General features: G+C 61.0%; 24 protein-coding genes and 1 pseudogene. 1 reads left to right on the top strand and 24 read right to left on the bottom strand.

The window, feature by feature from the left end; genetic code table 11:
* Window positions 1–121: 121 nt before the first annotated feature.
* The 19 genes from NQE15_RS13040 to NQE15_RS12950 form a co-directional block, all read right to left on the bottom strand.
* Window positions 122–562, bottom strand: coding sequence for a heavy-metal-associated domain-containing protein (locus NQE15_RS13040; RefSeq protein WP_265941951.1), 441 nt, complete (start codon window positions 560–562; stop codon window positions 122–124).
* A 123-nt stretch (window positions 563–685) separates the two neighbouring features.
* Complete coding sequence (locus tag NQE15_RS13035; protein ID WP_265941949.1) at window positions 686–940, bottom strand: heavy-metal-associated domain-containing protein; 255 nt, start codon at window positions 938–940, stop codon at window positions 686–688.
* A 36-nt stretch (window positions 941–976) separates the two neighbouring features.
* The gene (locus NQE15_RS13030) at window positions 977–1,366 is read right to left on the bottom strand and encodes a hypothetical protein (protein WP_265941947.1); all 390 of its coding nucleotides are present in this window, start codon (window positions 1,364–1,366) and stop codon (window positions 977–979) included.
* A gap of 78 nt (window positions 1,367–1,444) precedes the next feature.
* Window positions 1,445–1,942 carry a TPM domain-containing protein gene (locus NQE15_RS13025; protein ID WP_265941945.1) on the bottom strand — a complete coding sequence of 166 codons (498 nt, stop codon included), beginning with the start codon at window positions 1,940–1,942 and terminating at the stop codon, window positions 1,445–1,447.
* A gap of 2 nt (window positions 1,943–1,944) precedes the next feature.
* Window positions 1,945–2,787, bottom strand: coding sequence for a TPM domain-containing protein (locus tag NQE15_RS13020; protein ID WP_265950270.1), 843 nt, complete (start codon window positions 2,785–2,787; stop codon window positions 1,945–1,947).
* A 5-nt stretch (window positions 2,788–2,792) separates the two neighbouring features.
* Window positions 2,793–3,425: a LemA family protein gene (locus tag NQE15_RS13015; RefSeq protein ID WP_265941943.1), complete on the bottom strand. Its 633-nt coding sequence runs from the start codon at window positions 3,423–3,425 to the stop codon at window positions 2,793–2,795.
* Window positions 3,426–3,723: 298 nt separating this feature from the next.
* On the bottom strand, window positions 3,724–5,010 hold the full coding sequence (locus tag NQE15_RS13010; RefSeq protein WP_265941941.1) for a glucoamylase family protein: 1,287 nt from the start codon (window positions 5,008–5,010) through the stop codon (window positions 3,724–3,726).
* Window positions 5,011–5,076: 66 nt separating this feature from the next.
* The gene (pgm, locus tag NQE15_RS13005; RefSeq protein WP_265941939.1) at window positions 5,077–6,780 is read right to left on the bottom strand and encodes a phosphoglucomutase (alpha-D-glucose-1,6-bisphosphate-dependent); all 1,704 of its coding nucleotides are present in this window, start codon (window positions 6,778–6,780) and stop codon (window positions 5,077–5,079) included.
* Window positions 6,781–6,851: 71 nt separating this feature from the next.
* The gene (locus tag NQE15_RS13000; RefSeq protein ID WP_265941937.1) at window positions 6,852–7,253 is read right to left on the bottom strand and encodes a DUF305 domain-containing protein; all 402 of its coding nucleotides are present in this window, start codon (window positions 7,251–7,253) and stop codon (window positions 6,852–6,854) included.
* Between the two features lie 534 nt (window positions 7,254–7,787).
* On the bottom strand, window positions 7,788–8,618 hold the full coding sequence (locus tag NQE15_RS12995; RefSeq protein ID WP_265941935.1) for a substrate-binding domain-containing protein: 831 nt from the start codon (window positions 8,616–8,618) through the stop codon (window positions 7,788–7,790).
* A 203-nt stretch (window positions 8,619–8,821) separates the two neighbouring features.
* Window positions 8,822–9,208: a DUF302 domain-containing protein gene (locus tag NQE15_RS12990; RefSeq protein WP_265941933.1), complete on the bottom strand. Its 387-nt coding sequence runs from the start codon at window positions 9,206–9,208 to the stop codon at window positions 8,822–8,824.
* Window positions 9,209–9,249: 41 nt separating this feature from the next.
* Window positions 9,250–9,801, bottom strand: a complete 552-nt coding sequence (locus NQE15_RS12985) for a hypothetical protein (RefSeq protein WP_265941931.1) — start codon at window positions 9,799–9,801, stop codon at window positions 9,250–9,252.
* Entirely contained in the window at window positions 9,798–10,001 is a 204-nt protein-coding gene (locus NQE15_RS12980) for a hypothetical protein (RefSeq protein WP_265941929.1), read from the bottom strand. The genes NQE15_RS12985 and NQE15_RS12980 overlap by 4 nt, the downstream gene beginning before the upstream one ends.
* A gap of 147 nt (window positions 10,002–10,148) precedes the next feature.
* Window positions 10,149–13,283 (bottom strand): efflux RND transporter permease subunit, encoded by a 3,135-nt coding sequence (locus NQE15_RS12975; RefSeq protein WP_265941927.1) that lies wholly within the window; start codon window positions 13,281–13,283, stop codon window positions 10,149–10,151.
* A 24-nt stretch (window positions 13,284–13,307) separates the two neighbouring features.
* Window positions 13,308–14,939: an efflux RND transporter periplasmic adaptor subunit gene (locus NQE15_RS12970; protein WP_265941925.1), complete on the bottom strand. Its 1,632-nt coding sequence runs from the start codon at window positions 14,937–14,939 to the stop codon at window positions 13,308–13,310.
* Window positions 14,936–16,207 (bottom strand): TolC family protein, encoded by a 1,272-nt coding sequence (locus NQE15_RS12965; protein ID WP_265941923.1) that lies wholly within the window; start codon window positions 16,205–16,207, stop codon window positions 14,936–14,938. The genes NQE15_RS12970 and NQE15_RS12965 overlap by 4 nt, the downstream gene beginning before the upstream one ends.
* A gap of 80 nt (window positions 16,208–16,287) precedes the next feature.
* On the bottom strand, window positions 16,288–16,632 hold the full coding sequence (locus NQE15_RS12960; protein WP_265941921.1) for a copper-binding protein: 345 nt from the start codon (window positions 16,630–16,632) through the stop codon (window positions 16,288–16,290).
* A gap of 27 nt (window positions 16,633–16,659) precedes the next feature.
* On the bottom strand, window positions 16,660–17,100 hold the full coding sequence (locus NQE15_RS12955; protein WP_265941919.1) for a DUF411 domain-containing protein: 441 nt from the start codon (window positions 17,098–17,100) through the stop codon (window positions 16,660–16,662).
* A 352-nt stretch (window positions 17,101–17,452) separates the two neighbouring features.
* The gene (locus NQE15_RS12950; RefSeq protein WP_265941917.1) at window positions 17,453–19,552 is read right to left on the bottom strand and encodes a TonB-dependent receptor family protein; all 2,100 of its coding nucleotides are present in this window, start codon (window positions 19,550–19,552) and stop codon (window positions 17,453–17,455) included.
* A 261-nt stretch (window positions 19,553–19,813) separates the two neighbouring features.
* On the opposite strand from NQE15_RS12950, the pseudogene NQE15_RS23890 reads away from it, so the two are divergent.
* A pseudogene (locus NQE15_RS23890) lies at window positions 19,814–19,985 on the top strand (GDCCVxC domain-containing (seleno)protein).
* A gap of 55 nt (window positions 19,986–20,040) precedes the next feature.
* Here the strand turns inward: NQE15_RS23890 and NQE15_RS12945 are convergent.
* The 5 genes from NQE15_RS12945 to NQE15_RS12925 are packed head-to-tail and all read right to left on the bottom strand — an operon-like array spanning window position 20,041 to window position 26,568.
* Entirely contained in the window at window positions 20,041–20,496 is a 456-nt protein-coding gene (locus NQE15_RS12945) for a hypothetical protein (protein ID WP_265941915.1), read from the bottom strand.
* Window positions 20,497–20,519: 23 nt separating this feature from the next.
* A complete protein-coding gene (locus NQE15_RS12940; RefSeq protein ID WP_265941913.1) occupies window positions 20,520–23,624 on the bottom strand; it encodes an efflux RND transporter permease subunit in 3,105 nt (1,034 codons plus the stop codon).
* Between the two features lie 9 nt (window positions 23,625–23,633).
* Window positions 23,634–24,812, bottom strand: coding sequence for an efflux RND transporter periplasmic adaptor subunit (locus NQE15_RS12935; RefSeq protein ID WP_265941911.1), 1,179 nt, complete (start codon window positions 24,810–24,812; stop codon window positions 23,634–23,636).
* Complete coding sequence (locus NQE15_RS12930; RefSeq protein WP_265941910.1) at window positions 24,809–25,375, bottom strand: carboxypeptidase-like regulatory domain-containing protein; 567 nt, start codon at window positions 25,373–25,375, stop codon at window positions 24,809–24,811. Before NQE15_RS12930 ends, NQE15_RS12935 begins: the two co-directional genes overlap by 4 nt.
* Entirely contained in the window at window positions 25,372–26,568 is a 1,197-nt protein-coding gene (locus NQE15_RS12925) for a TolC family protein (protein ID WP_265941908.1), read from the bottom strand. Before NQE15_RS12925 ends, NQE15_RS12930 begins: the two co-directional genes overlap by 4 nt.
* Window positions 26,569–26,628 lie beyond the last annotated feature (60 nt).

The following is a 26,628-nucleotide window of genomic DNA, read 5'->3' as shown; positions in this document are numbered from 1 at the left end:
CGCATGTCAATAACGCTCGTTTTCATCGTACCCCCCTTTGAACAAGCGTATCTGGAGGCTGTAATAGCCGATTGGAAATGTCATGGGAACTTTCGCTGCTGCGGTCGGCCAGTCTGATCGTTCAAGCATTGGGCGCAGCGGCTGCGGAAGAAGGCGGCGCCTCCGGCGCCGGCTTGCCTTCGTGATCTTCAACTGGCGAAGCGGCCGGCATGGGCATGGCGCCAGGCGCCGTCGGGCCAGTCTTGGCTACAGCCGGTTGTAACGGTGAAGCGGAGGCTGGCGCTGCTGCCGGCGTTTGTTTTACCGCAGGCTTATGGTCAGGCTTGCTTCCGCTTACCTCGTTGTCGGGTGAGTCTCCTGCGGACTGCTGCCCGCGTTGGTGCACGATCACCTTGATATCAGCTGCTTCGAGAAGGGTTTCGTCGTAGCGGACGGTGACGTTTCCCGCAGCGTAATTCACTGTCGCGCTGGCGACACCCGGCACCTCGCAAAATCGCTGTTCCACTTGCTCAACGGTCAATACCGAGAGCAGGTCGTGTACTTCCATAACACTCGTTTTCATGACAGCTCCTTGATGGATCTCGGTTCAACAGGTATTGATACATCATCTCGGATCACTTTGCCGGCGACTCGTTATCGAGGTCTGCGACATCGTGTGCGAACACGATTTTCAGATCCGGCCGAATCAGCCGCAGCAGCCGCTTTTGCTTTGCGGTTTCTGAGCAGCGTCGGTGGTATCCACGCCATAGCCCGCGCCCTTCACGGCCGATTTCAGTTGGTCGGGCGAGGTCAGCCGCTCGTCGTATTGCACCGTGGCTTCGCCGTTCGCGAGCGACACGGCTACGACATCAACGCCGGAGACCGCTTGCAGCGCTTTAGTTACCTTGCTGCTGCAGCCGCCGCAAGTCATTCCCGTTACTTTCAAAAGTTCAGTTTGCATGGTGGCGCCTCTTTCCAAAGGGTTGAAAAAACGAAACTAGCCTCCTTCAACCATCTTGTGTTTGACGTAGCGCTGCGTAGCGCCCGCGCTTTCATCCCGAACCATTTCGCACACGGCCATGGGTGTCGATGCACCAGCACGCCAAAACCAGCCCACAGGGAGAAAGCGATCGGTCTGCTTGGCGATTTCTTCCGTTGGCTGGAAGGACACTTTCAGACCGGATTCCACCTGCATGACTGCATCGGGAAGCGCCTGGAATTCCCCGGTTTGTTCGTCGTGCATGTGCGGCATGAAGATGCCGAGCCGGTATGCAGATAGTCTGCGCAGCATCTCCTGAACTTCGGGAAGATGGATCGCCTCCTGGGCAGTTCTCAGCGCTGGTGGCAAAGCATCGGCGCTTCCTTGCGAAACATTCGTCATCGTCATGTTGCTCTCCTGTGTGGACGTTGCCGACTCATTCGAGGTGGCTGAGTCAGGTGCCACGTACGGCGGATGTTGGTTGAGCTATAGCACCACCGGTTCGTCCGGCAATTCATTCTGCCCGGCACCGGCAGCGGGAAAATGTTCGATCAGATGCCGCGCCACCGCCTGAATTCCGCTGACCACGCCGTCTTCGTAGTTGGCCTGTTTAAAGGCGGTTTCCATCGTGCGGCAAATCTTTTCCCATTCCTGCGCACCCACTTTCGCGTGAATCCCGCGATCGGCAACAATCTCGACATCCCGGTCGGCAAGCAACAGATAAATCAGCACGCCGTTATTTTGTTCGGTGTCCCATATGCGCAATTGCGCAAACATGTCGATCGCACGCTGTCTCGCGGACAGCCCCTTGAAGAGCGGCGTACCGTCCAGTGCGTCTTCCACAGCGAAACGGATTTCTCCGAGGTGAGCGGTCTCGCTGGCCTTGATGGCCTGCTCGATGGCGACCATCGTTTGCTGGGGGAAAACCCGGTCGACCTGCCGCCGGGTCCGCAGAAGATGCTTCGCGATGCGCTTGATATTCATCGTCACCACCGTCCCGACGCGCCGCCGCCGCCAAAACCACCGCCGCCGCCACCAAAGCCACCGCGGCCAAAACCTCCTGCACCAAACCCTCCGCGATGACCGCCGATGCCGTGTCCGCCCATGCCGCCACTGAGCAGGGTGAACAACAGCGCGAGGATGCCGGCACCCAACGCAATGGACAGTGCGCCGGCAAACAACCAAGCGGCAACAGCCACCGCCCCGCCGGTTAACAGCGCCCCGGGAAATCTGCCGAGCACGGAGCGCAGCACCCCGCCCACCACCAGCGCAAGAATGAAAATGACCGGAACATACTGCTGGATATCAGCGATACCGGCGGCAGGTTGTCCTTTGGCTGGCGGCAACGGCTCGCCATCGATTACGCGGATGATTTGGTCGACCCCGGCGGCGATGCCACCATTGAAATCGTCCTGCTTGAAGCGCGGGGTAATTATCTCGCTGATGATGCGCTTGCTCGTGGCGTCATTGAGTGCGCCTTCCAGGCCGTAGCCCACTTCGATGCGCAGGGCGCGGTCGGTCTTGGCGACAACCAGGATCGCACCGTCATCCACCTTCTTGCGCCCCAGTTTCCATTGCTCCGCGACGCGCAACGCATATTGCTCGATCGTTTCCGGCGCAGTGGTGGGAACAATGAGAACCGCGAGCTGACTGCCTTTTCTGGTTTCAAACGCTTGCAGAGTTTGCTCCAAGGCTGTTTTCTGCTCAGTCGTGAGCGTGGCAGTCTGGTCGGTGATACGTCCGCTCAACGGCGGGACGGCGATTTGTGCCCCAGCGATGAAAGACCAGCAAAGCGTGAATGCTAGAAATACCGCTCTTGCCGTGCGCATCGCCGTCACTTGGCGGCTCCTTGAGGCGCGCCCGGGGGTTTGCCCGGCGCCGGTGCGAAATCTACGCTGGGCGGTTTGGCGATTTCCTTTTCATTTTCCACCGCGAAGTTGGGCTTCGCTTTGTATCCGAACGCCATCGCGGTCAGATTGGAGGGGAAGGAGCGCACCGTCACGTTGAACACCTGTACCGACTGGATGTAGCGGTTGCGCGCCACTGTGATGCGGTTTTCGGTGCCTTCCAGTTGCGCCTGCAGGTCGCGGAAGCTGGCGTCGGCCTTCAGCTGCGGATAGTTCTCGGACACCACCAGCAACCTGGAGAGGGCGCTAGACAGCTCTCCCTGGGCGGCCTGGAATTTAGCAAATGCCTCAGGGTTGTTGATGAGTTCCGGGCTCGGCTGAATCCCGCCGACTTTGGCGCGGGCGTTGGTGACACCAAGCAAGACGTCCTTTTCGTGCGCAGCGAAGCCCTTTACGGTATTCACAAGGTTGGGTACTAGATCGGCACGGCGCTGGTATTGGTTCACAACTTCGGACCAACTTGCCTTGATTTGCTCGTCGTTGCCCTGCAATGTGTTGTAGCCGCAGCCGGCGAGGCTTAACGTAATCAACGTAGCCAGAATTGGCCATAATTTGCGCATGGGATCTCTCCAAAAATTAGCGGGTTGATCCCGGAACCTGCACAACCGCCGTTCAAGTCTTGAAATGGTGCCGGCAGTTCAGGAGAGCGTTGCCGCGTTTCCGTCGTTGCAAACGAACACCTCGTGCAGGCTGGCCGCTAACCCGCCGCCGATTTGTATTCCGTCTGGAACTTGTAGCCTGCCGTCAAAAAACAGTCTGTGCCCCAGGGCACACAACCAAAAACGACTGTCAGTCCCGCAGATCGGGTTGCGCCCTGATGACGTCCAGCGGGAACGATCGACGGCGTCACCGCACCCTTCACAGCCAAGCCCCCGTGAAACCTGCGCACCGCAAGCCGCCGGCGATGTACGGGCAATTTCGCGTGAGTTGCCACAACAAGCCGCTACGATAATTTTCGATCATCAGGACGATCGGCCCTTGATTGAGCCCGTAATGCCACGGCGAGACCCACCAGCCATAAGGATTGCCAGGATTCCCCGGGTGCGAGGGGTTGAACGATGCTTTGAAGCCGTAGGCGTTGAACTGAGTCAGCTTGGCCTGATGAATGCAATATTGAAGCGCGGGCAGCACGATTTCTGGCGCGAAGGGCAGCGACGCCACCACGGCCCACGGCGCGAGTGTGCCGTCGTCGGGGCCGTATGGCACGCCGCGCCCCACGTAATCGAAGAATTGGCGCTCAATGCCCTTCATTTCGCCGGCGCCCGGGCCGGGCCCCTCGCTGGCGGTGATTCCCCAGCAATGACGGCCATAACCCTCGAACTTGAACGGGTTATCGACCGCGTACTGTTGTTGCACATAAGTTGCACGGCGGCTGTTCTCGAAATAGTCGATGCCCTTATCGCGCATGAAGGCGTCCTGAATGCAGCGAAAGTCGATCCAGACATGCGAGAGCTGGTGCGTGAACAATGGCCCAGCGTAAAGATAGTCCTGACCGTAAGCGTGTTCCCACCGGTACGTCGCGGCCCACGCCGTGTAGCTCTGCCCGGACAGCGGATGCGTCGGCGAGCCCAGCCCCAGGATATACAGCAGCAAGGCCTCGTCGTAGCCTTCCCATCGGTAGTCGAGGAAGCCGCTTTCCGGCTTCCAGCCGTGCGTCACCGTTGCCCCCTGGTTTTGCGCCCACGGCCAGTCGGCGCGGCGGTAGAGCGCGTCGGCAAGCGTGCGGATTTCATGTTCGTCCGGCGTAGCGGCGGAAAAATACATTCCTGCCGTCAACGCACCGGCCAGCAGGAAAGCACTATCTACCGTTGACAGCTCGCATTGCCAAGCGCGCCGCCCGCTCTGCATGTCGAGAAAATGATAGTAAAACCCCTTATAGCCGGTGGCATCGGGTTCGGGGCCTTGCGGGCTGTTCCAGAAAAAACGCAGCGTATTCAACGTACGTTCCACCGCCGCCGCGCGCGGCATGAATCCGCGTTCGACACTGACCGGATAGCAGGCTAACGCCAGGCCGGTCGCGGCAATGCTCGCCGGCCAATCCGCCGCGGTCTTGTCGATCACGAGACCGTTGGCGGGATTCGTTTCATGCAAGAAATAGCCGAATGTTTCGCGTTGCAGTTTTTCCGGATCGGCATCGGTTTTCACAACAGGCACATTTTCGTCGCGGCTACGGCGCAGGTTGCGTCAGTGGCGGGCTACCTGTTGTCATGCTCATGTACCTTCCATCGCGGCATCGCCGGCCTGAGCACCCGCGGCCAAAGCCGTATCGACAATCGACTGCGCTTCCTCTGCGATGCGGCGCAGATGTTGTTCGCCGCGAAAGCTCTCGGCATAAATCTTGTAAATATTCTCCGTGCCGGATGGACGCGCGGCGAACCAGCCATTCTCGGCAATCACTTTCAAGCCACCGATCGGCGCGTCATTGCCGGGTGCGCGGCTGAGTATGCTCAAGATCGGTTCACCACCCAGTTCCTTGCTGCTTACCTGTTGCGGCGAAAGTCGCGACAGCAAGCGTTTTTGTTCCGGGGTGGCGGCTGCATCGACCAGGTCGGCGAGACACTCGCCGAACTCGCGCGTCAGTTGGCGGTAGATCTCGCCGGGATCGCGGCTCAGCCGCGCAGTGATTTCCGCGGAGAGCAGCGCCGGAACGATGCCGTCCTTGTCGGTCGTCCACACAGCGCCATCGAGGCGCAGGAAAGTTGCGCCGGCGCTCTCTTCGCCGCCGAAACCGAGCGAGCCGTCAAACAGGCCATCGACGAACCACTTGAAGCCGACCGGCACCTCGTAAAGCTTCCGGCCGAGCCTGCTGACCACGCGATCGATCATTCCGGTGCTCACCACGGTCTTGCCCACTGCGGCATGCCTGCCCCACTTTGGCCGATTCTGGAACAGGTAGTCGATGGCAACGGCAAGATAGTGATTTGGCGGGAGCAATCCCGCGCTGCGGGTAACGATGCCGTGCCGGTCATGGTCGGGATCGCAGGCGAAGGCAATGTCGAAGCGGTCCTTCAAGCCCGCCAGATTCCGCATGGCGTAAGACGAGGACGGATCCATGCGAATCCGGCCGTCCCGATCAAGCGTCATGAAACGAAACGTCGGATCGATTTCCGTGTTCACCACGGTCAGATCGAGGCCGTAGCGCTCGGCAATAGCAGGCCAGTAGTGGACGCCCGCGCCGCCGAGCGGATCGACAGCCATGCGAATTTTGGCGCCACGAATCGCCTCCATATCGAGCACCTTGCCGAGGTCGCTGACGTACGCGTTGAGAAAGTCGTGGCGGTGGGTGGTGCTGGCGCGCAGGGCGGTCGCGTAAGGAATTCTTTGCACGCCCTGCAAGCCGTTTTTCAAAAACTCATTGGCCCGCGCTTCGACCCAGCCGGTCACGTCGGCATTGGCCGGCCCGCCGTTCGGCGGGTTGTACTTGAAGCCGCCACTATCGGGCGGATTGTGCGACGGCGTGATGACGATGCCATCGGCAAAGCCGGCGCTGCGCCCGCGGTTACAGCTCAGTATGGCGTGCGAAACAGCGGGCGTTGGCGTGTATTCGTCGTGTTCCGCAAGCATCACGTCTACGCCGTTGGCCGCCAGCACTTCGAGTGCGCTGGCCCGAGCCGGCACGGACAGCGCGTGCGTGTCAATGCCGAGGAACAGCGGGCCACCGATGCCCTGCCGCTTGCGGTAATCACAAATCGCCTGACTGATGGTCAGAACATGCCATTGATTGAAGGTGTTTTCAAAGGCGGAACCGCGATGCCCCGAAGTGCCGAAGGCAACCCGCTGCTCCGCCACTGAATAATCAGGCACGCCCGTGTAGTAGGCCGTAACCAGACCGGGTACGTCGACCAGCATTGCCGGCGCGGCCGGCTTGCCCGCCAGGGGACTCTCTTTTACAGCAGGACCTTTGCTGTTACTCACGGTAGACAGGCCTTGGTTGGCACTTCGTGTTTCGAGGCAATGCGGCGCATGGTATCCCGCCGCTGGCGAAGTCACTTCTGCTTGGCGAGCCACTGATCGAACTTGGCGATCTCCTTTTTCTGCGCCGCGATGATCTGCTTGGCCATTGCCTTCATCGCCGGTGATTTGCCGTGCGCCAGTTCCATTTGCGCCATGTCCACGGCTTGCTGATGATGGATTTTCATCATCATCGCGAAATCCTTGTCGGTGTCGCCGGACATCGGCATCTTCTGCATGCTGTCCATTCCCGTCATCATCGACTGCTTCATATCAGCCGACCCACCCATGCCTTTCTGCATGTGTTCCTGGTGCATGCCGGCAGAAGGAGGAACTGCTGGAGCGGTTTGCGCCTGTGCTGAAGCTGACACAAGATAAAGCGCAGTGACGGGAGCAAGACATAATGCCCTGATCGATTTGCATGTTTCGCGTTTCATTGGTTTTTCCTTTGGTGTGCGTCGGGGAGCTATTGAGCCATGCTACGACAAGCGTCGGCGCAGCGCTGGCAGGACTCGGCACAGTGTTGGCAGTGGTCCATCGTGTGCTTCGCACATTCCGTTCTGCAGGCGTCGCAGACGTCCGCACAAAGCGAACACACCGCCTGCATATTCTGGTCGCCGCGTGCGATTGACGCTGCGGCCAGTCGGCAAACATCAGCGCATTCCATATCCCGTGCGATGCACTGTGCCATCGATTTTGGATCGTCCTCCTGAAGACAGGCAGATGCACACTGAAGGCAGGCCGCCGCACACGCATTGCAAGCGCTAAGGCATTCGGTTTCCGTTGGACGCATCATGGGTTCTCCCGGGTAGTGACGGATATTCGCCACCCTCATTTTCATCACCCTGCCGCGAACACTCTGTTCGCCAGGGAACAGAGTGGTGAATCAATTGCTGCGTCAGGCAGCGCATGCCCAAAATCAGCCAACGGCCTGTGTGCAGCGGCGCCGATCTGGCCGGCATTTCCTTAAGCTATTTTTGGGACACCCGCTTGTTTGCGCTTGTCATCCAACCCCATTTCTGGAATATCGCTGCGCCGTCCGGAGATTTCAAAAAGAGCATGAACTGCTGCGCCGCCGGGCTTTGATCCCCCTTCTTGGTAACGACGATGCCGGTATCCCGGTAGATTACATATTCCTTTTCAACGGGTACGACATCGGCCAAGGCAGGGTTGGCCACCTGCCAGATATTCCAGATGAGCCAAGCGTCCAATGACGGGTCTTCGATCCAGGCTTGTTTGGCCAAAGCGCTGTTTTTGGCGTATTTCACGATGTTCTTACGCAGTGCGCGCACGGACTCAATATCCCCCTGACGACCGGCTGCATCCTCCCATACGCCATTCTGACCCGCTCCATTCACGACGATGACGCGATGGCCAGGACGAAACAAATCACGCAATCCTTTGATGCCCGTCGGGTTTCCGGGGCGCACCAGGATCGAAAGAGGACGCAGATAGAGTGGCTCAACGCGGGTCTCATCGAATTTAGCCTCCATCGCTTGGGCGAAGTCGGTCATCATGGTTTCTGACCCGCTGTAGATCAAATCCGCATCGTTTTTCGCCTGTTCGATCCACTCCGGAGTAGGCCCGGCCGTTACAGCAACGGGTGTTCCGGTTTTCTGTTCAAATGCCTTTGCTGCCTCCTTCATTGCCGGTGCGGGGCCTCCAGGGCCATAGACGCGTAGCCCACCGCTCGTTTCAGCGGCGGCCTGAAGCGTGCCGAATCCGGCTAACAGAAGGGAAAATGTTGCCGCCATAATCAGACTGTGGATCAAGCGGTCGCAACTTCCAACACTGGTTTTCATCGAATTTCCTTCCGTGAGAATCCGGGGATTGGCCCGCAATCCAGCAAGCAAGTTCGGCCGAAGCGCTCAGTCCCTTGCGTGCCTCTTGAATCATCCTGGCTATCACTCGCTGCCGCATCCAGATCGTGTACAGCCTGACCTGTGCGATTTCCACACCAGATTCAAAACAAAGGCGAGCGCCGACCAGAGGCCGGCACGCACCATTACTTGAGGCTCGTGCAGACCCGTTGCAGAAGGGCCCGAACTTCCGTGCCAAGCGCATGCACTGCCGGGTTGTCGACCAACCGCAAAACGATCTCGGGATCCATGAACGCGACGGTTATGGCGCCATCGACTTCTTCGCGCACGACCACGTTGCATGGTAGCAACAAGCCAATGTCGGGGTCAGCCTCGATCGCGCGGTGTGCCAGCGGCGGGTTGCATGCGCCAAGTATGCGATACGGCCGGTGTTCGATATCGAGCTTGGCTTTCAGCGTCGCTTTGACATCGATATCGGTTAGTACGCCGAATCCCTCCTTTTTAAGGGCTTCGGTGACTTTCGCGATTGCGGTATCGAACGGTACCTTTAGTTGAGTACTGAATCCGTACATGAATTGACTCCTTGTTCAAAACGCCGACCGAGGATTCGACGTCATTTGCCGGGCATCGACTCGATGGCCTGATTGTGCTGCATCATTTGGTCCATCATCATCTGCATCATGTCCATGCGTTTTTCCATCATTTCGTGGCGCTTCATCATGTCGCCTTCCGCCATGCCGCCTTTCTTGTCCGCCATCATTTTTCCGCCACGCTGACCGCCGCCCATCATCATCGGGCCGCCCATGCCGTGCATTGTTTTCATGTTTTCCTGCATGGTCTGCATGTGCTCCTGCATCAGCTTCTGGCGCTCCTTCGGGTCGCTGGTCGCCCGGATTTTTTCCATCTGCTGCTGCATTTTCTTCATGTTCCCCTGCATCTGCGGCATCTGTTTGTCCATGTCCATGTCCATGCCCATCGCCGGCTTGGCGGGCGTGGATGTTTCCTGTGCGGAGGCAATAGGTGCAGACAGGGCAACACTAAGGATTGCGGCAAGCAGTATTGAGATTTTCATGGTGGCTTTTCCTTTAAGGGTGGGTAAATCAATGTTTCCGTACTGCCTACTGCTGGCAGCCAAGGCGTGATCAGATATTTCGATCTCACTCACTTGCCTTTTCGCTGGAGAACCCAAACAACGAGGCCGATGACAACGATCAGAAGCGAGATCGGACCCCATGCCCAACCGTAACCACCCATCCAGCCAGCGCCCGACATACCACCGTTCATCATGTTGCCGTTCTGCGCCAACGCGCTGTCGATGAGCAACGTAGACGTCATACCAACAGTGATCGCAAGCAAGTTTTTCATGAACTTCTCCACGCGCAAGTTCAGGCTACTTTGCGCTGACCTACAGATCGACGTCTGTGCGGCAACAAACATAACGTCGTTTCGGCCACGCCCGCCCTGGCCGCAGAAGCAGATCAGCGGACAGAGCAGACGCATGGACTGCTCGATTCAGTCCTCGATACCCCGGCGCAGGCGCCATTGTTTGACCAGCGCATAGATCGCCGGAATCACGGCGAGGGTGAGCACCGTCGACGAGACCATGCCACCGACCATCGGCGCCGCGATCCGGCTCATTACTTCCGAACCGGTACCGGTACCCCACATGATGGGCAGCAGGCCAGCCATGATCGCCACCACGGTCATCATTTTCGGCCGGACGCGCTCGACGGCGCCTTCCATGATCGCTTCGTAAAGATCGGTCAGGCTTGGCACCTGGCCCTCGGCACGCCGCTTGGCCTTCAGTTCCTCCCAGGCATGATCGAGATAGATCAGCATGATGACACCGGTTTCGGCCGCCACCCCGGCCAAGGCGATGAAGCCAACCGCCACGGCGACCGACAGGTTATAGCCGAGCCACCACATCAACCAGATGCCGCCAACCAGCGCGAAAGGAACCGAAAGCATGACGATCAGCGTCTCGGTAATGCGCTTGAAGTTGAGATAGAGCAGCAGGAAGATCGAGAGCAACGTGACCGGGATGACGATTTTCATCTTCTCGATGGCCCGCTCCATGTATTCGAACTGGCCGCTCCAGGTCACGTAGTAACCCGGCGGGAATTTGACCTGTTCGGCAACCGCTTTCTTGGCGTCAGCGACGTAGCTGCCGATGTCGCGGTCGCGGATGTCGACATAGATGTAGGCAGAGAGCAAGGCGTTTTCGGTGCGGATGCTGGGCGCGCCTTTGGCGACGACGACCTTGGCTAATTGGCCGAGCGGAATCATCGCCCCATCCATGGTCGGGATCAGCACCTCGCGGGCGATCTGCTGCGGATCGGAACGCAGTTCGCGCGGATAGCGGATGGTGACACCGAAACGTTCCCGCCCCTCGACCGTGGTCGTCACCATCTCACCGCCCAGCGCTGTGCCGATCACATCCTGCAAGTCGCCGACGGCCAGGCCGTAGCGGGCCAGTTGCTCGCGGTCCGGTTCGATATTGAGATAAAAGCCGCCAGTGATGCGCTCGGCGAAGGCACTGGTCGTGCCGGGGACAGCTTTGACCACGGCCTCGATTTCCTTGGCCACTTTTTCCATCTCGCCCAGATCCTTGCCGAAGACCTTGATGCCGATCGGCGTGCGAATGCCGGTAGACAGCATGTCGATGCGCGCCTTGATCGGCATCGTCCACGCATTGGCGACGCCGGGGAATTGCAGCGCCTTGTCGAGTTCGGCGATCAGCTTGTCGGTGGTCAAGCCGGCGCGCCATTCGGATTCCGGCTTCAGGTTGATCACCGTCTCGAACATCTCGGTCGGCGCAGGATCGGTCGCCGTGTTGGCGCGCCCGGCCTTGCCATAAACCGAAGCGACCTCGGGGAAGCTCTTGATGATCTTGTTCTGGGTCTGCATAAGCTCGGCGGCCTTGGTGATCGACATGCCGGGCAGCGAAGCCGGCATGTAGAGCAGCGTGCCCTCGTTGAGCGTCGGCATGAACTCGGAACCCAGTTGCGATGCCGGGTAGACCGAGACCCCCAGCGCCAGCACGGCGAGCACGATGGTCAGCTTTTTCCAGCGCATGACGCCGGCGATGATCGGCCGGTAGGCCCAGATCAGAAAACGATTCACCGGATTCTTCGATTCCGGCATGACCTTGCCGCGGATGAACAGCATCATCAGGACCGGTACCAGGGTCACCGAAAGTAGCGCCGCGCCGGCCATCGAGAAGGTCTTGGTGAAGGCCAGCGGCGAGAACAGCCGGCCCTCCTGGCCTTCCAGGGCAAACACTGGGAGGAAGGAAACAGTGATGATGAGCAGCGAGAAGAACAGCGCCGGGCCGACTTCCTTGCAGGCGGCGAGCATGGCGTCGGCACGCTCAGCTTTGGTGTGCTCCTCGGGCAGGCGCTCCAGGTGTTTGTGGGCGTTCTCGATCATGACGATGGCGGCGTCGATCATCGCACCGATGGCGATGGCGATGCCGCCCAGGCTCATCAGATTGGAGTTCATGCCCAGCGAGCGCATGGCGATGAAAGCGATCAGCACGCCGACCGGCAGCATCAGGATGGCGACCAAGGCGCTGCGCACGTGCATCAGGAACACGATGCAGACCAGCGCGACGATGACCGCTTCTTCCAGCAAGGTGCGCTTGAGCGTATCGATGGCGCGATGGATCAGTTCGGAACGGTCATACACCGTTTGCACCGTGACGCCGGCCGGCAAGCCGCCGCCGATTTCGTCGATCTTGGCTTTCAGGTTGTGGATGACCTCCAGCGCGTTGGCACCATAGCGCGCCATGGCGATGCCCGAGACCACTTCGCCCTCGCCGTTGAGTTCGGTCAGGCCGCGCCGTTCGTCCGGCGCCAGTTCGACGCGGGCGATGTCGCGGATCAGCACCGGCGTGCCCTGCTCGCTCTTGACGACCAGAGTTTCGAGGTCGCTCTTACCGCGCAGGTAACCCTTGCCGCGCACCATGTACTCGGTTTCAGCCATCTCGACGACACGGCCGCCGACATCGCGGTTCGAGTCGCGGATCACCTGCGCCACCTTCATCAGCGGAATGCCGTAGGAACGCAGTTTCACCGGGTCGACGGTTACTTGGTAGGTCTGCACGAAGCCGCCGATCGAGGCGACTTCGGCGACGCCGTGCGCCTTGGTCAACTGATAGCGGACGTACCAGTCCTGGATGGTGCGCAGTTCGGCCAGAGTCTTGTCCTTGGCGAGCAGCGCGTACTGGTAGACCCAGCCAACGCCGGTGGCATCCGGTCCGAGCGAGGGGGTGACGCCCTTGGGCATGCGGCTGGACGCAAAATTCAGGTATTCCAGCACACGCGAGCGAGCCCAGTAGATGTCAGTACCGTCCTCGAAAATGATGTACACGAAGGAGGCGCCGAAGAACGAGAAGCCGCGCACCACCTTGGATTTCGGCACCGACAGCATGGCTGTGGTCAGCGGATAGGTGACCTGATCCTCGACCACCTGCGGCGCCTGCCCCGGATACTCGGTATAGACGATGACTTGGACATCCGAGAGGTCGGGCAAGGCATCGATCGGGGTGCGCAACACGGCATAAATGCCGCCGATGGTGATGAACAGGGTGGCGAGCAGAACCAGGAAGCGGTTCCGGCCCGACCATTCGATAATGTTGGCCAACATGGGGCGACTCTCCGTGGCTCTCGGTCAGTGACCGGCGTGCGGGTTGGCACCGGCGGCCGGCATTCCGGCTCCCTGGCTTGCCGGCAGCGGTTTGACGGCCGTTATCACCCATTCGCCGGGCTGCCGTTCGACGAACTCGAAAGCGACTCTGGCACCGGGTTTCAGCCCTTGCAGCAGCGATGCATTGGCGGCCGTGAACTCCATGGTCATCGCCGGCCACTTGAGGCTGGCGACCGGGCCGTGATTGAGACTGATCGTGCCGGCTGTCGCGTCGATGCCATCCACCGTGCCTTCGGCCTGGTGGCTAGCTCCTTTGGTGGCTGGCTGTCCGGGTGCCGCCGCTTGCCCTTCTTTTGGGGCGGCGCCGTGGGCGGCGTGGCCGAAACCGCCGACCGCAGCCTTGAGGTTGCTCTCGGCATCGATCAGGAAGTTGGCGGCGACCACCACCTGCTCGCCATCCTTGACCCCCTCCAGCACTTCGACATGGTTGTCGCTGCGGGCGCCGAGTTTGACCTCGCGCGGCTCGAAGCGGCCTTCGCCTTGCTGGATCAGCACGATCTGGCGGGCGCCGCTGTCGATGACGGCGGAGGTCGGCACGGTGACCACCTGGCCTTTGGCGCCCACCGGCAGTTCGACCTGGGCGAACATGGCCGGCTTGAGCAGCAGCCCCGGATTGGCCAGTTCGACGCGAACCGGCACCGTGCGGGTCTGGGCGTTCAAGGTCGGATAGACATAGCTGATCGTGCCTTCGAAAGTCTTGCCCGGATAGGCATTGATCATGACCTTGGCCTTGGCGCCGGATTTGACCAGGCCGATATCCTGTTCGAAGACGTCGGCGACAACCCACACCGAGGAGAGGTCCGCCACCTGGTAGAGCGCCTCGCCGGGCATGAAGCGCATGCCCTGAACGGCTTTCTTCTCGGTGATGATGCCGGCCACCGGCGAGCGGAAAGTCATCGTCCGCTTGGTTTCGCCGGATTTGGCGAGGGCCTTGACCTGTTCTTCCGAGATGTCCCAGTTCTTCAGGCGCAGCAGGCTGGAATCGGCCAGTTGCTTCATGCCGTCCCGCGCCGGGCCGCCGGCCTCTTTCAGCGATTCGACACCCTGGGCGGCAATCGCATATTCACGCTGGGCGGAGACAAGCTCCGGGCTATAGACCTCGAACAGCGGCTGGCCTTTGCCGACCGGCTGGCCGGTCACATTGACATGCAGGCGCTCGACATAGCCCTCGAACTTGGGCGAAATCGCGTAAAGGCGGCGCTCGTCCGGCTCGATTCGGCCGGATGCGCGCACCACCTTGTCGAGGGCGCGGAGTTGGGCGGCTTCGGTCCGCACACCCAGTTTCTGCACCTTGTCGGTACTGATCTTGATCTGATTTGCGGTCGCCGGTTCGTCGTCCGCTTCGCCTTCATAGACGGCGATGTAGTCCATCCCCATCGGGTCTTTCTTGGGCGTCGGGGAGGTGTCGGGCAGCCCCATCGGATTGCGGTAAAAGAGTAGCTTCTTTTCTTTCTTGGCCGGCTCTGGGGAAGTGGCTGCCGCCGGTGCTGCTGTTTCACCGTGGGAGGTGCCGCCTTTTCCGCCCAGCCAATAACCGCCGCCGGCTGCTATGGCGACCGCGATGACGCCGATGGTCAGTCCTGCACCCTTGTTCATAAGTCTTCCCCTAAAAGTCGTTCGATTTCGGCCAGACGCATTTGCGCCTCGGCCTGTGCCTTGATCCGATTTTGTCTGGCCTGGCGGATTTGCCGCTGGGCATCGAGCAGCGTGGCGAAATCGACCTTGCCGGTTTCGTAACCGGCAATGGCGGCCTGGAAAGTCAGTTCGGCCTGCGGCAGCAGGCTGTTGCTCAGCAGATTTTCGGTCTGGCGGGCGGCTTCGATGCCGGCCAGACTTTCCGCGAGGTCACTGACCACCTGGTTTGCTGTCGCTTCCTTGCGCGCCCTGGCCGCATTTACCATGGATTCGGATTCCCGTTCCTGGGCGCGGCGCGAGGACTGCTGCAGCGGGATGTTCATTTCCAGCATCAACTCCCATTCCTTGACCTCGTTCCGGTACTGGATGGGCGAGACGCCGAGCGTTACATCGGGATAGCGATTCTTGTAGGTCAGATCGCGGGTTTTTTCCGCAGCCTTGATCCGCGACTCGTCGGCGAATAGCAGGGGATTCCTGGCGCGGACGCGCTCTTCGAGGGCGACATAGTCGAGTCTGGCTGGTGCGGGCAGTGGCCGCAGTTGGCTTGGCTCGGCCAGTGGCGCCCGAGTCGGCCGGGCCAGCAAGGCGTTCAGGCGGGCATGCAGGTGATGACGCTCGGTTTCCAGCGCGATCAGTTCATTGCGCATCGTGGTCTGTTCAACCTGGGCGCGAATGACGTCCTGCTGAGCGGCCAGGCCGCCGGCGTAGCGGACCTGGGCGATTTTTTCCAGACGGATCATCAGGTCGAGGATTTCGCGGGTCAGCCGTTCACTGCCGTAGAGGTAGTACAACTGGGCATGGTTGACCTTGATCCGGCCCGCGATGTCGGCCCATGTCCCCATAACCCGCCCTTTGGCACCTTCGGCCTCGAACTCGGCAATTTCTCGCTTCAGGTCGCGCTTGCCGAACCAGGGAATATCCTGCATCAACAGATATTTGGTACTGCCGACGCGACTTGGGGACAGCGTGGCGTTCTGCTCGCCCATGCGGGTAATGTCCCGCAACTCGGCCCGAAATTTGGGGTCGGGCAGCGCCCCGGCCGATGTAATGCGTTGGCCGGAGGCCTCCGCTTCCGCCTGCATTGCCGCGTACTCGGGGTTCCGCGTCCTGGCGAAATCGAGCAGGCTATCGACCGAAGCGCCGATAGCCGGTTCCTGAGCCAGTGCGGGCATGCCCAAGCCGATGGCCATTAGCACGGCGAAAATGGGGGCAAGCCTGAATCGTCGCATACGACCTCCCTGTGAAACGCGACTTCACAAAGCGATGGGCACTCCGGGTGGCTTACCCCGTAATGCCATCGCCCTCGTTGTTATTTGGTCGGTTCGAAATGCACAATGGTTACCGCGCCATTGACATTGTCAGCCATGAAGCGAATCTTGTCGCCTGCCTTCATCTGATCAAGCCAGTTCGCATCCTTGACCCGGAAAACCATGGTCATCGCCGGCATGCTCAGATTGACCAGCGGACCATGCGCCAAGGTCACCTTGCCGGCTGCCTTGTCGACTTTCTTGACCTGGCCATCAACCATTTGCATTTCGGTCGCAGCCACGGCCTGGCTCGCCATGCTGGGGCCGGCATGGTCGCTAGCCGCCTGGGCGGCAACAGCGCCCGGGGAAGCGAAGAGGATCAGGGTCGAGGTAATCAGTGCTTTCATGAGTTTTTCCTTTAGGTGGATCAGGGATCAGTGTTTGGCAAAAACCGTGATTTCGCCGCCGGTTCGGACCAACAGCGTGCTGTAGGGAACCGGCTTGGGGCTCTCCATCCCGGGAGAGCCGGGCGGCATCGAAGGCACCGCCAGACCGATGGCTTTCGGTTTTTCCTTGAGCAGACGCTGAATGTCGGCGGCAGGGACGTGCCCTTCGACGACATAGCCGCCTACTTTGGCGGTATGGCAGGAACCGAGGCGCTCGGGCATGCCGAGGCGCTGGCGAGCCGCCGGCACGTCATTGACGTCGTGGGTGCGCACCGCGAAACCCGCCTGGCGCAAATGCTCGACCCATTTCTCGCAGCATCCGCAATTGGGGCTTTTATAGACGTCGACCGCATCAACCGCGCCGGCCGGCAGACTGACCACCGCGCCAAGGGCAAACAGTGTCAGCAGAACAGTTATCGGCTTTACCATGGAAATCACTCCTCGTTCAATTGATTGAGGGCAGTATGGCCATGCAAGACCAACAAAACACTGACCATAAGATTACATTTCGGTAATTTTTAACAGCAACCCCGGTTTGATCAACCCGGAATTAATTCGATGCCGAGATTCGCTTGCCACCGGATGTCGAAAAAAAAGGCGTGAATTCAATTCGCGCCATTTTTTCATTTTCGACCATTTTTCCCGGTCGACCGTAGCATTCCCTTTCTGGCCACTCGGCAGGCGGCTCAGTGAAAGCGCACCGGGGTCAGCACCACCGGCGGTAAGTCGCTCCGGTCTTCAGGTTGGAGCGACTCACCACGGGCTGAGAGAGCCTTCGGTCTCAGAACTTGTAGCTCATACCGACTTCGAAATTGCGCTCCACTCCGGGGAAGATCCCATCCGGGTTGCGACTGGCAATGTATTTCCGGTCGAACAGATTGCGCACCGTGCCGAACACATTCCACTTTTTGCTCAGACTGTACTGGGCGTTCAGGTTGACGGTCGTGTAGGCCGGGATTTTGCCGCGCCGGCCATCACTGCTTTCAGCCTCGGTGTTCTCCGGATCGACGTACTGGCTGGACACGTGGTAGGCGCTGACGCCGGTCTTCAGCGGTCCGGCCTGGTAGTTCAGCGCCAGGTTCCCGGTCAGCTCGGGCGCATACGGCAGACGGTTACCGTTGCGGTCGATGCCGCCGACAACCTTGGTGCTGTTGTACTTCGCCGTCGGCACATAGGTTGCGTTGGCGGCCACGCTCCAGCCACCGCCGATGTCGAAACCGAGCGCGCCTTCGAGACCCTGGTGCAGGGTTTCGCCGGCATTGGTGACGGTGGCTCCGACGCCTCCGGATTCGGATTGGGGCACAATCTGGTTGGCAAAGTCCATCCGGAAGGCGGTCGCTTCGTAGCTCCAGCGATTTGCCGTGCCGCGCACGCCGATTTCGAAATTGGTCGAGCGTTCTGCATCGAGTTCCTGATCGACGCCACCGGCGCTGATCGCCGTCGCCACCATGGCCGGCGAGAAGCCCTTGTAAACCCCGGCGAACAGTTGCGCCTGCGGCATCAGTTGCCAGGTTAGCCCGAGCCCGGGCATCACTTCGGTATTGCTGGACTTGCCGGAAACGCCGTTCAGTTCGTCCTTGCGCTTCTGGTCATACGATTCGATGCGCAAGCCGACGGTGGTGGCCAGCGTTTCGCTGATAACGAAGCGGTTCTGGCCGTAGAAAGCAATGCCTTTGGCATCCTGCGAGTCGTCGCCGGTCAGTTCCCCGGAACGGGCGTTGGGATTGGTTTTCGAGCGGACGGTCTGGTTGCTCAGGAAGTCGCTGTGCAGACGGATACCGATCTCCGCCTCGTTCTTGATGCCGAAGCCGTTGAAATTGACAAACAGCCGGCTGTCGATGCCGGCCATCTCGAACGAGCGGTTGCGACCGGACATGCAATAGGCGACACCCGTGCACGCGACAAACGTCGTGCCGTCGGCGCTGCGCGCGGCGATGTCGCGCCGCCAGTAGTCGCGGTCTAGTTGGGCCCAGTAGACGAGGGTCTTAAGCTTGACGTCTTCGTTTATCTCGATTTCATGATTGAAATCGAACGCGTTGCGCTGGTTCAGGAAATAATCGTCGGGCGCCGGATTCTTGGTCGGATTGTTGCGGTATTCGTTGGGCCGCAGGCCGACATAGGAAGTATTGATGTCGTTGTCGTAATGCGAGAACTTGAGACTAACCCATTGCTTGTCGCCGATCGCCATGCCGCCCTTGACGACGATGTCGTTCATGTCGAAGGCGTTGCGGCGGAAGCCGTCACCCTGTGAGGTGACCAGGCTGATGCCGCCGATCGCCTCGCCTGAAGGTGCGGCGCCGCCGGCATCCAGGCCGAGCAGCCAGTAACCATGGGAGCCCGCCTTGGCGGTCACCTTGACGCCATCCTCCGGCTTCTTGGTCTTGTAGTTGATCACGCCGCCGATCGTGGTCGGGCCGTAGCGAAGGCCGGCGGCCCCCTTGAGCACTTCGATGCTCTCCATGCGCTCGATGCGCGGGCTGTAATAGGATTCATTGGCCAGGAACAGGCCGGGGGCGACTGGCACGCCGTCTTCCAGCACCAGCAGTTTCTGGCTGCGGTTGGGATCCAGGCCGCGCATGCCGATGTTGGGAATGAAACCGTAACCTTCCTCTTCCCGCACCACGATGCCCGGCACCGCCTTGAGGGCATCCTGGACCGACAGCGGCTGGCGGAGCGCCAGATCTTCCTTGCTGATGACGGCGACTGCCCCGGGCAGCTTGGCGATCGCCTGCTCGCCTTTGCCGACCACGTCGATGCCGGGCAGTTCGACTTCGGCGGCGACAAGCTGGGCCGGGATATTCATCACGAGGGCCATGGCCAAGGCCAACTTGGTCTTGCCGAATTTCTTGCTGTCGTGTCTTCTGGGGGGCTGCCAGTTCATTGAAACTCCTTGCGTCAGTTATTTGGCTGGCTTGACGCTAGGGTTGCGGCTGGCTGGCTGGGGATGGATTAAACGAGCGTAACGTTTCGCCGGAAACGTAAAACCATGCAAATGATAACCATTCCCATTGACAGCGTCAACGTTGGAGGCTACAGAGGCGACGAACAATAGGGATCAGCCGCGATTTCGACAAGAAAACGGCCATCGTTACCTTCGCCTTGGACAAGACCCAGCCGGAGGCGCTGATTCAGGCGACTACGAATGCAGGGCTTCGCCAAACACGAAACCCTGCCCACCCGCGTGCCAGTTTTACTATGAGTGCAGCAACTGCCACGCGCTGCTGCGCCCCAGTCCGGGTGACTGTTGCGTGTTCTGCTCGTTTGGCTCGGTGAAGTGCCAGCCAATCCAGCAGCAGCGCGGATATTGCGGATAACAAACCGCGCTTAGCGTGCTTTATTTTCCGGCTTTCTGAGGCGCCCCTGGGTTGATCAATGGTGCATATGGTCGTCGGCATGGCCTGCCGCCAACGGTGCAAATCGCGCCTGCTCGGTCTTTTTGTCGGGGAACACGACAGAAACAACCACCTTCATATGGGCATCGGAGACATACTTGCCGACACCGGTCAGTTTGTTGTCGCCGGCTGGCGACAGCGGCACCGTCACTTTCGCTTTGCCAGCCAGAATCGTTGCCGTGCCGCTTGCACCGGCTGCCGGGATCTTCTGCGCCCCGTGGTCGGTGAGATAGACGGTGACCGGACTGTCTTTTGCTTCCTTATTGTTTTTGTCGACCAGCAATTCGAAGTGATAAGGCCCGGCCATGCGGAGCTGGCCGCCATTCGGGGCCTTCATTTTGTCGAGCGTGGCATCGTCGTGGGCGAAAGCACCGTTGCCGGCGAAGATCAATGCAGCAGATAAAACCAGGTTGGGAATCAGGGGGAGTTTCACGGATATTTCCTCATCGTGTGGAGTTAGAAAGACTCTTGCGCCTTTTCGGCGAGCAGGCGTTGCAGGGGCTTCTCGCCGAACAGCCAGAACATGACCGGGGTCAGCAAGGTATCGAGCAAGGTGGAACTGATCAGGCCGCCGAAAATCACGACGGCGACCGGATGCAGGATTTCCTTGCCCGGCGCGTCGGCGGAAAGGAGCAGCGGGGTCAGCGCGAAGGCGGCGACCAGCGCCGTCATCAATACCGGGGTCAGGCGTTCCAGCGAGCCGCGGACGATCATCTTGCGGCCGAACACTTCGCCCTCGAAAGCGCACAGGTTGATGTAATGGCTGATTTTCAGAATACCGTTGCGGGTGGCGATGCCGGTCAGCGTGATGAAGCCGACCAGAGCGGCGACCGACAGCGGTTGGCCGGAAATCCACAGCGCGACGACCGAGCCGACCAGGGCAAGCGGCACGTTGCCCATGATGATGGCGGTCAGTACCGCCGAACGGTAGCGGCTGTAGAGCACCAGGTAAATCATCGTCAACGAAACGACAGCGAGCAGCGCGATCAGCTTGGCCGCCTGTTCCTGCGCCTGGAACTGCCCTTCGAGCAGCGGGAAATAGCCTGCCGGCATGGGTTTCTTGTCGATTTCGGCGCGGATGTCGGCAATGATCCGGCTCATGTCGGAACCGTCGGTGTTGGCCGAGACGACGATGCGGCGCCGGGTGTTTTCGCGGCCGATCTGGTTCGGCCCCTCGCCATCCTCGATACGGGCGAGTAGCGACAGCGGCACGCGGCCGGTCGAGGTCTCGATCAGCAGATTTTCCAGGCCGCGCTCGCCGCGGGCTTCTTCCGACAAGCGCAGGGTCAGGTCGAAGCGGCGATTGCCTTCGATGACCTGGCCGATCCGCTCGCCGGCCAGCAATTGTTCCAGGCGTTGCAGCACTTCGCCGGAAGCCACGCCGTAGCGGGCGGCGGCGTCGTAATCGAGATGGATCTTGTACTGGGGAATCAGCACCTGCTTTTCGATCTGCAAGTCGGTGATGCCGGGAATCTTGGCCAGGCGTTCCTTGATGTCGCCGGCCAGGCCGCGCAGGGTGTCCAGATCGTCGCCGAAAATCTTCAGCGCGATCTGCGCCCGGACGCCGGACAGCAAATGGTCGAGGCGGTGCGAAATCGGTTGCCCGACGTTGACCACGGCGGGCAGGACGGCCAGGCGCTGGCGGATGTCGGCGATGATCGCCTCCCGGTCGCGCTCGGAAGCCTTCAGATCGACCTCGATCTCGCTGTAATGGACGCCTTCGGCATGCTCGTCCAGTTCGGCGCGACCGGTGCGGCGGCCGACCTCGGTCACTTCCGGCACGGCGAGCAGGATGTTTTCCGCCTGCGTACCGATCTGGTTCGATTCGGCCAGCGATGAGCCAGGGTTGAGGACGACATTGACGGTCAGCGTGCCTTCGTTAAATGGTGGCAAAAAAGATTTCGCGAAAAAGGGGATCGAGGCCAGCGCGACGACCACGATGACAACGGCGCCGATCAGCAGTGGGCGAGCACGGTCAAACGACCAGTTGAGCAGGCGTTCGTCCCAGGCCTTGAGTTTCTTGACCAGCGCGCTGTCGCCATGATCGATGTGCTTCATCTTCGGCAACAGGTAGTAGCACAGCACCGGGGTGATGGTCATCGCCACCGCCATGCTGGCCAGGATGGACACGATGTAGGCTACGCCGAGCGGCGTGAACAGCCGGCCCTCGATTCCCGGCAGGGCGAACAGCGGAATGAACACCAGCACGACGATCAGCGTCGCATAGACGACCCCGGAGCGGACTTCCTTCGAGGCGGCGGCAATCACTTCCAGCGCCGACCGGGGGTTGGGCAAGGTCCGGTTTTCGCGCAGGCGGCGCAACACGTTCTCCACGTCGACCACGGCATCATCGACCAGCTCACCGATGGCGATGGCCAGGCCACCCAGCGTCATTGTGTTGATCGACAGACCGAAATAGCTGAAGACCAGCGCCGTGACCAGCAGGGAGACCGGAATGGCAGTCAGCGAAATGAAGGTGGTGCGGAAATTGGCCAGGAACAAGAAGAGGATGACGGCGACCATGATCGCGCCGTCGCGTAGCGCCTCTTCGACGTTATTGACCGAGGCCTCGATGAAATTGGCCTGCTTGAACAGGAACTGCGGCGTGTCGACACCCTGCGGCAAGCTCTTGCCCATCTCGGCCAAGGCCTGTTCGACGGCCCGCGTCAATGCCACCGAATCGGCCGTCGGCTGCTTCTGCACCGACAGAATGACGGCGGGTTTGCCCTTGAAACTGGCGTCGCCGCGTTTGACGCCGGCGGCGAAGGTGACGGCAGCCACCTGGCGCAGCAGGATGGGCTGGCCATTGCGTGTCGCCACCGGCTGGTTCTGCAGATCGACCAGCCGGGTCGTCCGGCCGATGTTGCGGATCAGGTATTCGCGACCGGCGGCATCGACGAAGCCGCCGGCCGTGTTGCCACCGAAGTTCTTCAGCGCCGCTTCCAACTCGGCCAGCGTGACGCCGACTGCCTGCAAGCGGGCCGGGTCGGGTTCGACGCGGTACTGCTTGACCTGGCCGCCGATCGGGATGACCTGAGCGACGCCGGGGATGGTCAACAGCCGCGGCCGCATGACCCAGTCGGCGTATTCGCGCACCTGCATCGGACTGGCTTTTTCCGGATCGGCCGGCAAAGCGATGAGCAGGATTTCGCCCATGATCGACGAAATCGGACCCATCTGGGGCACGATTCCCTGCGGCAACTGTTCGCGGACCAGGTTGAGCCGCTCGGCGATCTGCTGGCGGTTGCGGTAGACTTCGCTGCCCCACTCGAACTCGACATAGACCACCGACAGGCCGATGCCCGACACCGAGCGCACCCGCGTCACGCCCGGCATGCCGTTCATCGCCGATTCGACGGGGAACGTGATCAATTGCTCGACCTCTTCCGGCGCCATGCCGCCGGCTTCAGTCATCAGCGTGACCATGGGCTTGTTGAGGTCGGGGAAAACGTCCACCGGCATGTTGCGCACGGTCAGCGCCCCGTAAATGACCAGCAACAGTGAAACACCGAGCACGATCAGGCGCTGCTTGAGACTCGCATTGATGACGAAATCGAACACGCGGCCCCCTTAGCGGATCTGCGCCAGGGCAGCGGCGCCCTGGATGACGACGCGCTCGCCGCCGCTCAGGCCGTCGGTGACGGCCACCGTATGGCCGTCCAGCGCCGCGGTCTTGACTTTGCGGGCGACGAAGCGCTCGGCGCTTTCGTGCACCCAGACCACCGATTCATTGGCCGCGTTGCGCACCACAGCGGCGGCGGGAATCGCCACGCCGGCTTGCCTGGCCCGGGTCTGGGCGATGACCTTGAGGGTCTGGCCGACGGCCACGGCGGGGAGTTCGCCCGCGCCATTTTTCGGCGCTTCGACGCGGAACAGCACCGGCATGGCCTGGTCCTTCAAGCTGCGCCCCAGGCCGACAAAGGCGAGGTCGAGCACGCCGCCGGCAATCGGCGCGCTGGCCTTGCTCAGTCCATCGAGCAGCAGGGGATCATAGGCCAATGCCTCGACCGCCAGCCGCTGCGGATCGATGACCTCGAAGACTACTTCCCGCGCCTCGACCACCTGACCGACGGCGGCATTGGCCGCACTGACCACGCCGGTCACCGGGGCGACCAGGGCCTCGCGGCCGAGGCTGCCGCCGACAGCGCTTTTGCGTTTCTTGAACGCGGCGAGCTCGATTTCCGCCTGCTCGATGTCTTTCTGCGGGACGCTGCCTTCCAGTTGTTTAAGACGCGCCAGGCGGCGTTCGAAAACGCTTTCCTGGGCGGCCAGTTCAACCAGCGCCGATTGCTGCGCGCCGCGTTCGAGGGCGGTTGCGGCGGGCTGCAGCCAGGCCAGGATCTGGCCCTTCTTCACCTGTTGACCGAGTACCGCCAGCCCGTTCGGGCCGGCCTCGATCCGTCCGCTCTGGAAAGTCTGCACCCGCCCGCCGGCATTGGGGTCGGCAACGATGCGGCCATTGAGTTCGACGGTGCGGGGGAATTCTCCCTTGACGGCGGCCCGGGTGCGCAAGCTCAACTGCCGCTGCGCCGATTTCGGGACAAAGACGCTGCCGTCCGGCAGGCGCAAGGCCGGCTCGTTAAACGTCACCTGACCTTGGGCATTGACGGCGGCGACCGGGGCCGGTGCGGCAGGAGGTTTCTGGTTGTCGCCATGGTCCTCGCCGCCATGGGCGGAGACCTGAACAGCCAGGGTACTGCCCACGAGCAGAGCCAGGGCGAAGCGCGTAAGGTTATGGATATCGGTCATGCTGAATGAATCCCAGGTTGCGGTTGGCGACGCAGGCGGCGCACGATCAGGCCGCCGGCCAGCAGCAACAGCGGTGTGCCGGCGTAGAACCACCAGTTGCGATCAGGGTGTCCGGCGTCAGTCACGGCAGCCGCTACGTGGCCAATCTCCAGATTGGCCGAAAGCAGATCGACAATTTCGCCCGCCTGAATAGTGAGGGTCAGCGGGTATTTGCCGGCCGGCGTCAGAGGGGGAACGGATAATTGGTAGATGCCGTTGGCCATCTCGGTGGCTACCCCGTTGATCCCCTGTCCTTCGATTTCGATTTGCGCTCCGGGAACCGGTGCGTTGTCGGCGGCGCGGTCGAGATAGACGATCAGCTCCTTGCCGGCGAGCACGCCGACGAGTTCAAAGTCTTCGCTACGCAGCTCGAAACGAGGCGCCAACCGAACATCGGCTGGTTTGGTGGCGGCTTCATGGTCATGGCCTTCATGGGCGAGGAGCGGCATGGACAGCGCAAGCAGGATGGCTGTAATAAAGGCTTTTGGGGCAGCCCAACTCTGGATGAAAGGCATGTCGATCACGGTGTAATTCCTCGGGCTTGATTCAGATTGGCCTGGGCGGCCGACAGGCGGGCGCGGCTGCGACCCAGGTCGATGCGGGCCTCGATCGCCTGGGTCTGGGCACGCAGCAATTCGACGAGCGCCGTTTCCCCCAGTTCGAAGGCGCGGCGCATCAGCATCAGGCGTTCCGCCGCGGCCAGTTCGCGCTCTTCCGCCAAGCCTGCGCCGATGCGGGCCGAATCGAGTTGCGCCTCGGCCTCCATGACTTCGGCTTCGATTTCGGCGGCAAGCCGCTGATACTGGGCATCGGCCTGGATCAGTGCCGTGTTGGCGCTGGCAATCAAGGGCGCGTTGCGGACCTCGCCAGCGAAGGGGATGGTGATGGCGAAGCCAACGCTGTCGCGTGGGATGGCGCCGGAAGCATCGCGCTCCCGGCGATATTGCACGCCGATGCTGGGCGCATCGCGGCGCGACTCTTGGGCCAGTTTCATGCCGGCACGGGCGCGCTCGGCAATGGCCTGTCCGGCCGCAAGACGGGGATGGATATCGTCAATGGCGGCAGCCATGACCGGCTCTTGTGGATTGTCTGGCAACTTGTCGCTGCCGGTCACCACCCGATAGCGCTGCGTACTGCGTACCACGCGTGCTTTTGCTTCGGCCGCAGCAGCCCGGGCGCTGCTCGTTTCCTGCTTGACGAGGAGTAGATCGGAACGGGCTATTTCACCGACCTTGACCCGCCTGGCCACATCGGCTTCCAGTTTGGCCGCGGCCTCGAGACGTTCAACGGCCACCACCGCTTCACTTTGCGCCAAGGAGAGCGACCACAGGGCTGTCCGCAATTCACCGGCGACCGCTAGCCGGGTGGCGGCAATGCTCCGCTGACTCTCGTCGCCATCGGCCTCGGCAACGGCGATCCGGGCTGCTTTCTGACCGGGCAGCCAGAGCGGAACGGAAATTCCGATTTCGCTCTCTTCCTTGCCGAGATTGTCGTTCCAGCGGTCAGTGCGCTGCGCCAAGCCGATTTTCGGTGTACCAGGAAACAAGGATTCGGCAACGGTTCGGCTGGCGGTCGCTTCTTCCTGTTTCGCGACTATCGTTTTCCCCTGCGGGGAATTGGCCCACGCTTTTTCAAACACATCGCGCAGGGTTTCGGCCTGAGCGGAACCGATAGGGGCGGCCAGCAAGACCAGCAGGAAGCCGGTCCCGGCACGCATTCTGGGCGTTGGCGGAGCGCAATTCATTGGGGCAAATTCACCAGATCTGGATTCGATGGC

The sequence above is a fragment of the Dechloromonas sp. A34 genome, assembly GCF_026261605.1.
Lineage (GTDB): Bacteria > Pseudomonadota > Gammaproteobacteria > Burkholderiales > Rhodocyclaceae > Azonexus.
Note: the sequence above shows the minus strand (reverse complement) of the source record. Positions and strands in the feature narration are given on the sequence as shown.

Coding starts and splice junctions, on each gene's coding strand:
- NQE15_RS12950 (WP_265941917.1), bottom strand. CDS start 19,552: ATGAACTGGCAGCCCCCCAGAAGACACGACAGCAAGAAATTCGGCAAG.
- NQE15_RS12965 (WP_265941923.1), bottom strand. CDS start 16,207: ATGCGACGATTCAGGCTTGCCCCCATTTTCGCCGTGCTAATGGCCATC.
- NQE15_RS13020 (WP_265950270.1), bottom strand. CDS start 2,787: ATGCGCACGGCAAGAGCGGTATTTCTAGCATTCACGCTTTGCTGGTCT.
- NQE15_RS13030 (WP_265941947.1), bottom strand. CDS start 1,366: ATGACGATGACGAATGTTTCGCAAGGAAGCGCCGATGCTTTGCCACCA.
- NQE15_RS13000 (WP_265941937.1), bottom strand. CDS start 7,253: ATGAAACGCGAAACATGCAAATCGATCAGGGCATTATGTCTTGCTCCC.
- NQE15_RS12980 (WP_265941929.1), bottom strand. CDS start 10,001: ATGAAAAACTTGCTTGCGATCACTGTTGGTATGACGTCTACGTTGCTC.
- NQE15_RS13015 (WP_265941943.1), bottom strand. CDS start 3,425: ATGCGCAAATTATGGCCAATTCTGGCTACGTTGATTACGTTAAGCCTC.
- NQE15_RS12995 (WP_265941935.1), bottom strand. CDS start 8,618: ATGAAAACCAGTGTTGGAAGTTGCGACCGCTTGATCCACAGTCTGATT.
- NQE15_RS13035 (WP_265941949.1), bottom strand. CDS start 940: ATGCAAACTGAACTTTTGAAAGTAACGGGAATGACTTGCGGCGGCTGC.
- NQE15_RS12955 (WP_265941919.1), bottom strand. CDS start 17,100: ATGGTAAAGCCGATAACTGTTCTGCTGACACTGTTTGCCCTTGGCGCG.
- NQE15_RS12970 (WP_265941925.1), bottom strand. CDS start 14,939: ATGAACAAGGGTGCAGGACTGACCATCGGCGTCATCGCGGTCGCCATA.
- NQE15_RS12925 (WP_265941908.1), bottom strand. CDS start 26,568: ATGCGTGCCGGGACCGGCTTCCTGCTGGTCTTGCTGGCCGCCCCTATC.
- NQE15_RS13025 (WP_265941945.1), bottom strand. CDS start 1,942: ATGAATATCAAGCGCATCGCGAAGCATCTTCTGCGGACCCGGCGGCAG.
- NQE15_RS13040 (WP_265941951.1), bottom strand. CDS start 562: ATGAAAACGAGTGTTATGGAAGTACACGACCTGCTCTCGGTATTGACC.
- NQE15_RS12960 (WP_265941921.1), bottom strand. CDS start 16,632: ATGAAAGCACTGATTACCTCGACCCTGATCCTCTTCGCTTCCCCGGGC.
- NQE15_RS12990 (WP_265941933.1), bottom strand. CDS start 9,208: ATGTACGGATTCAGTACTCAACTAAAGGTACCGTTCGATACCGCAATC.
- NQE15_RS12935 (WP_265941911.1), bottom strand. CDS start 24,812: ATGACCGATATCCATAACCTTACGCGCTTCGCCCTGGCTCTGCTCGTG.
- NQE15_RS12975 (WP_265941927.1), bottom strand. CDS start 13,283: ATGTTGGCCAACATTATCGAATGGTCGGGCCGGAACCGCTTCCTGGTT.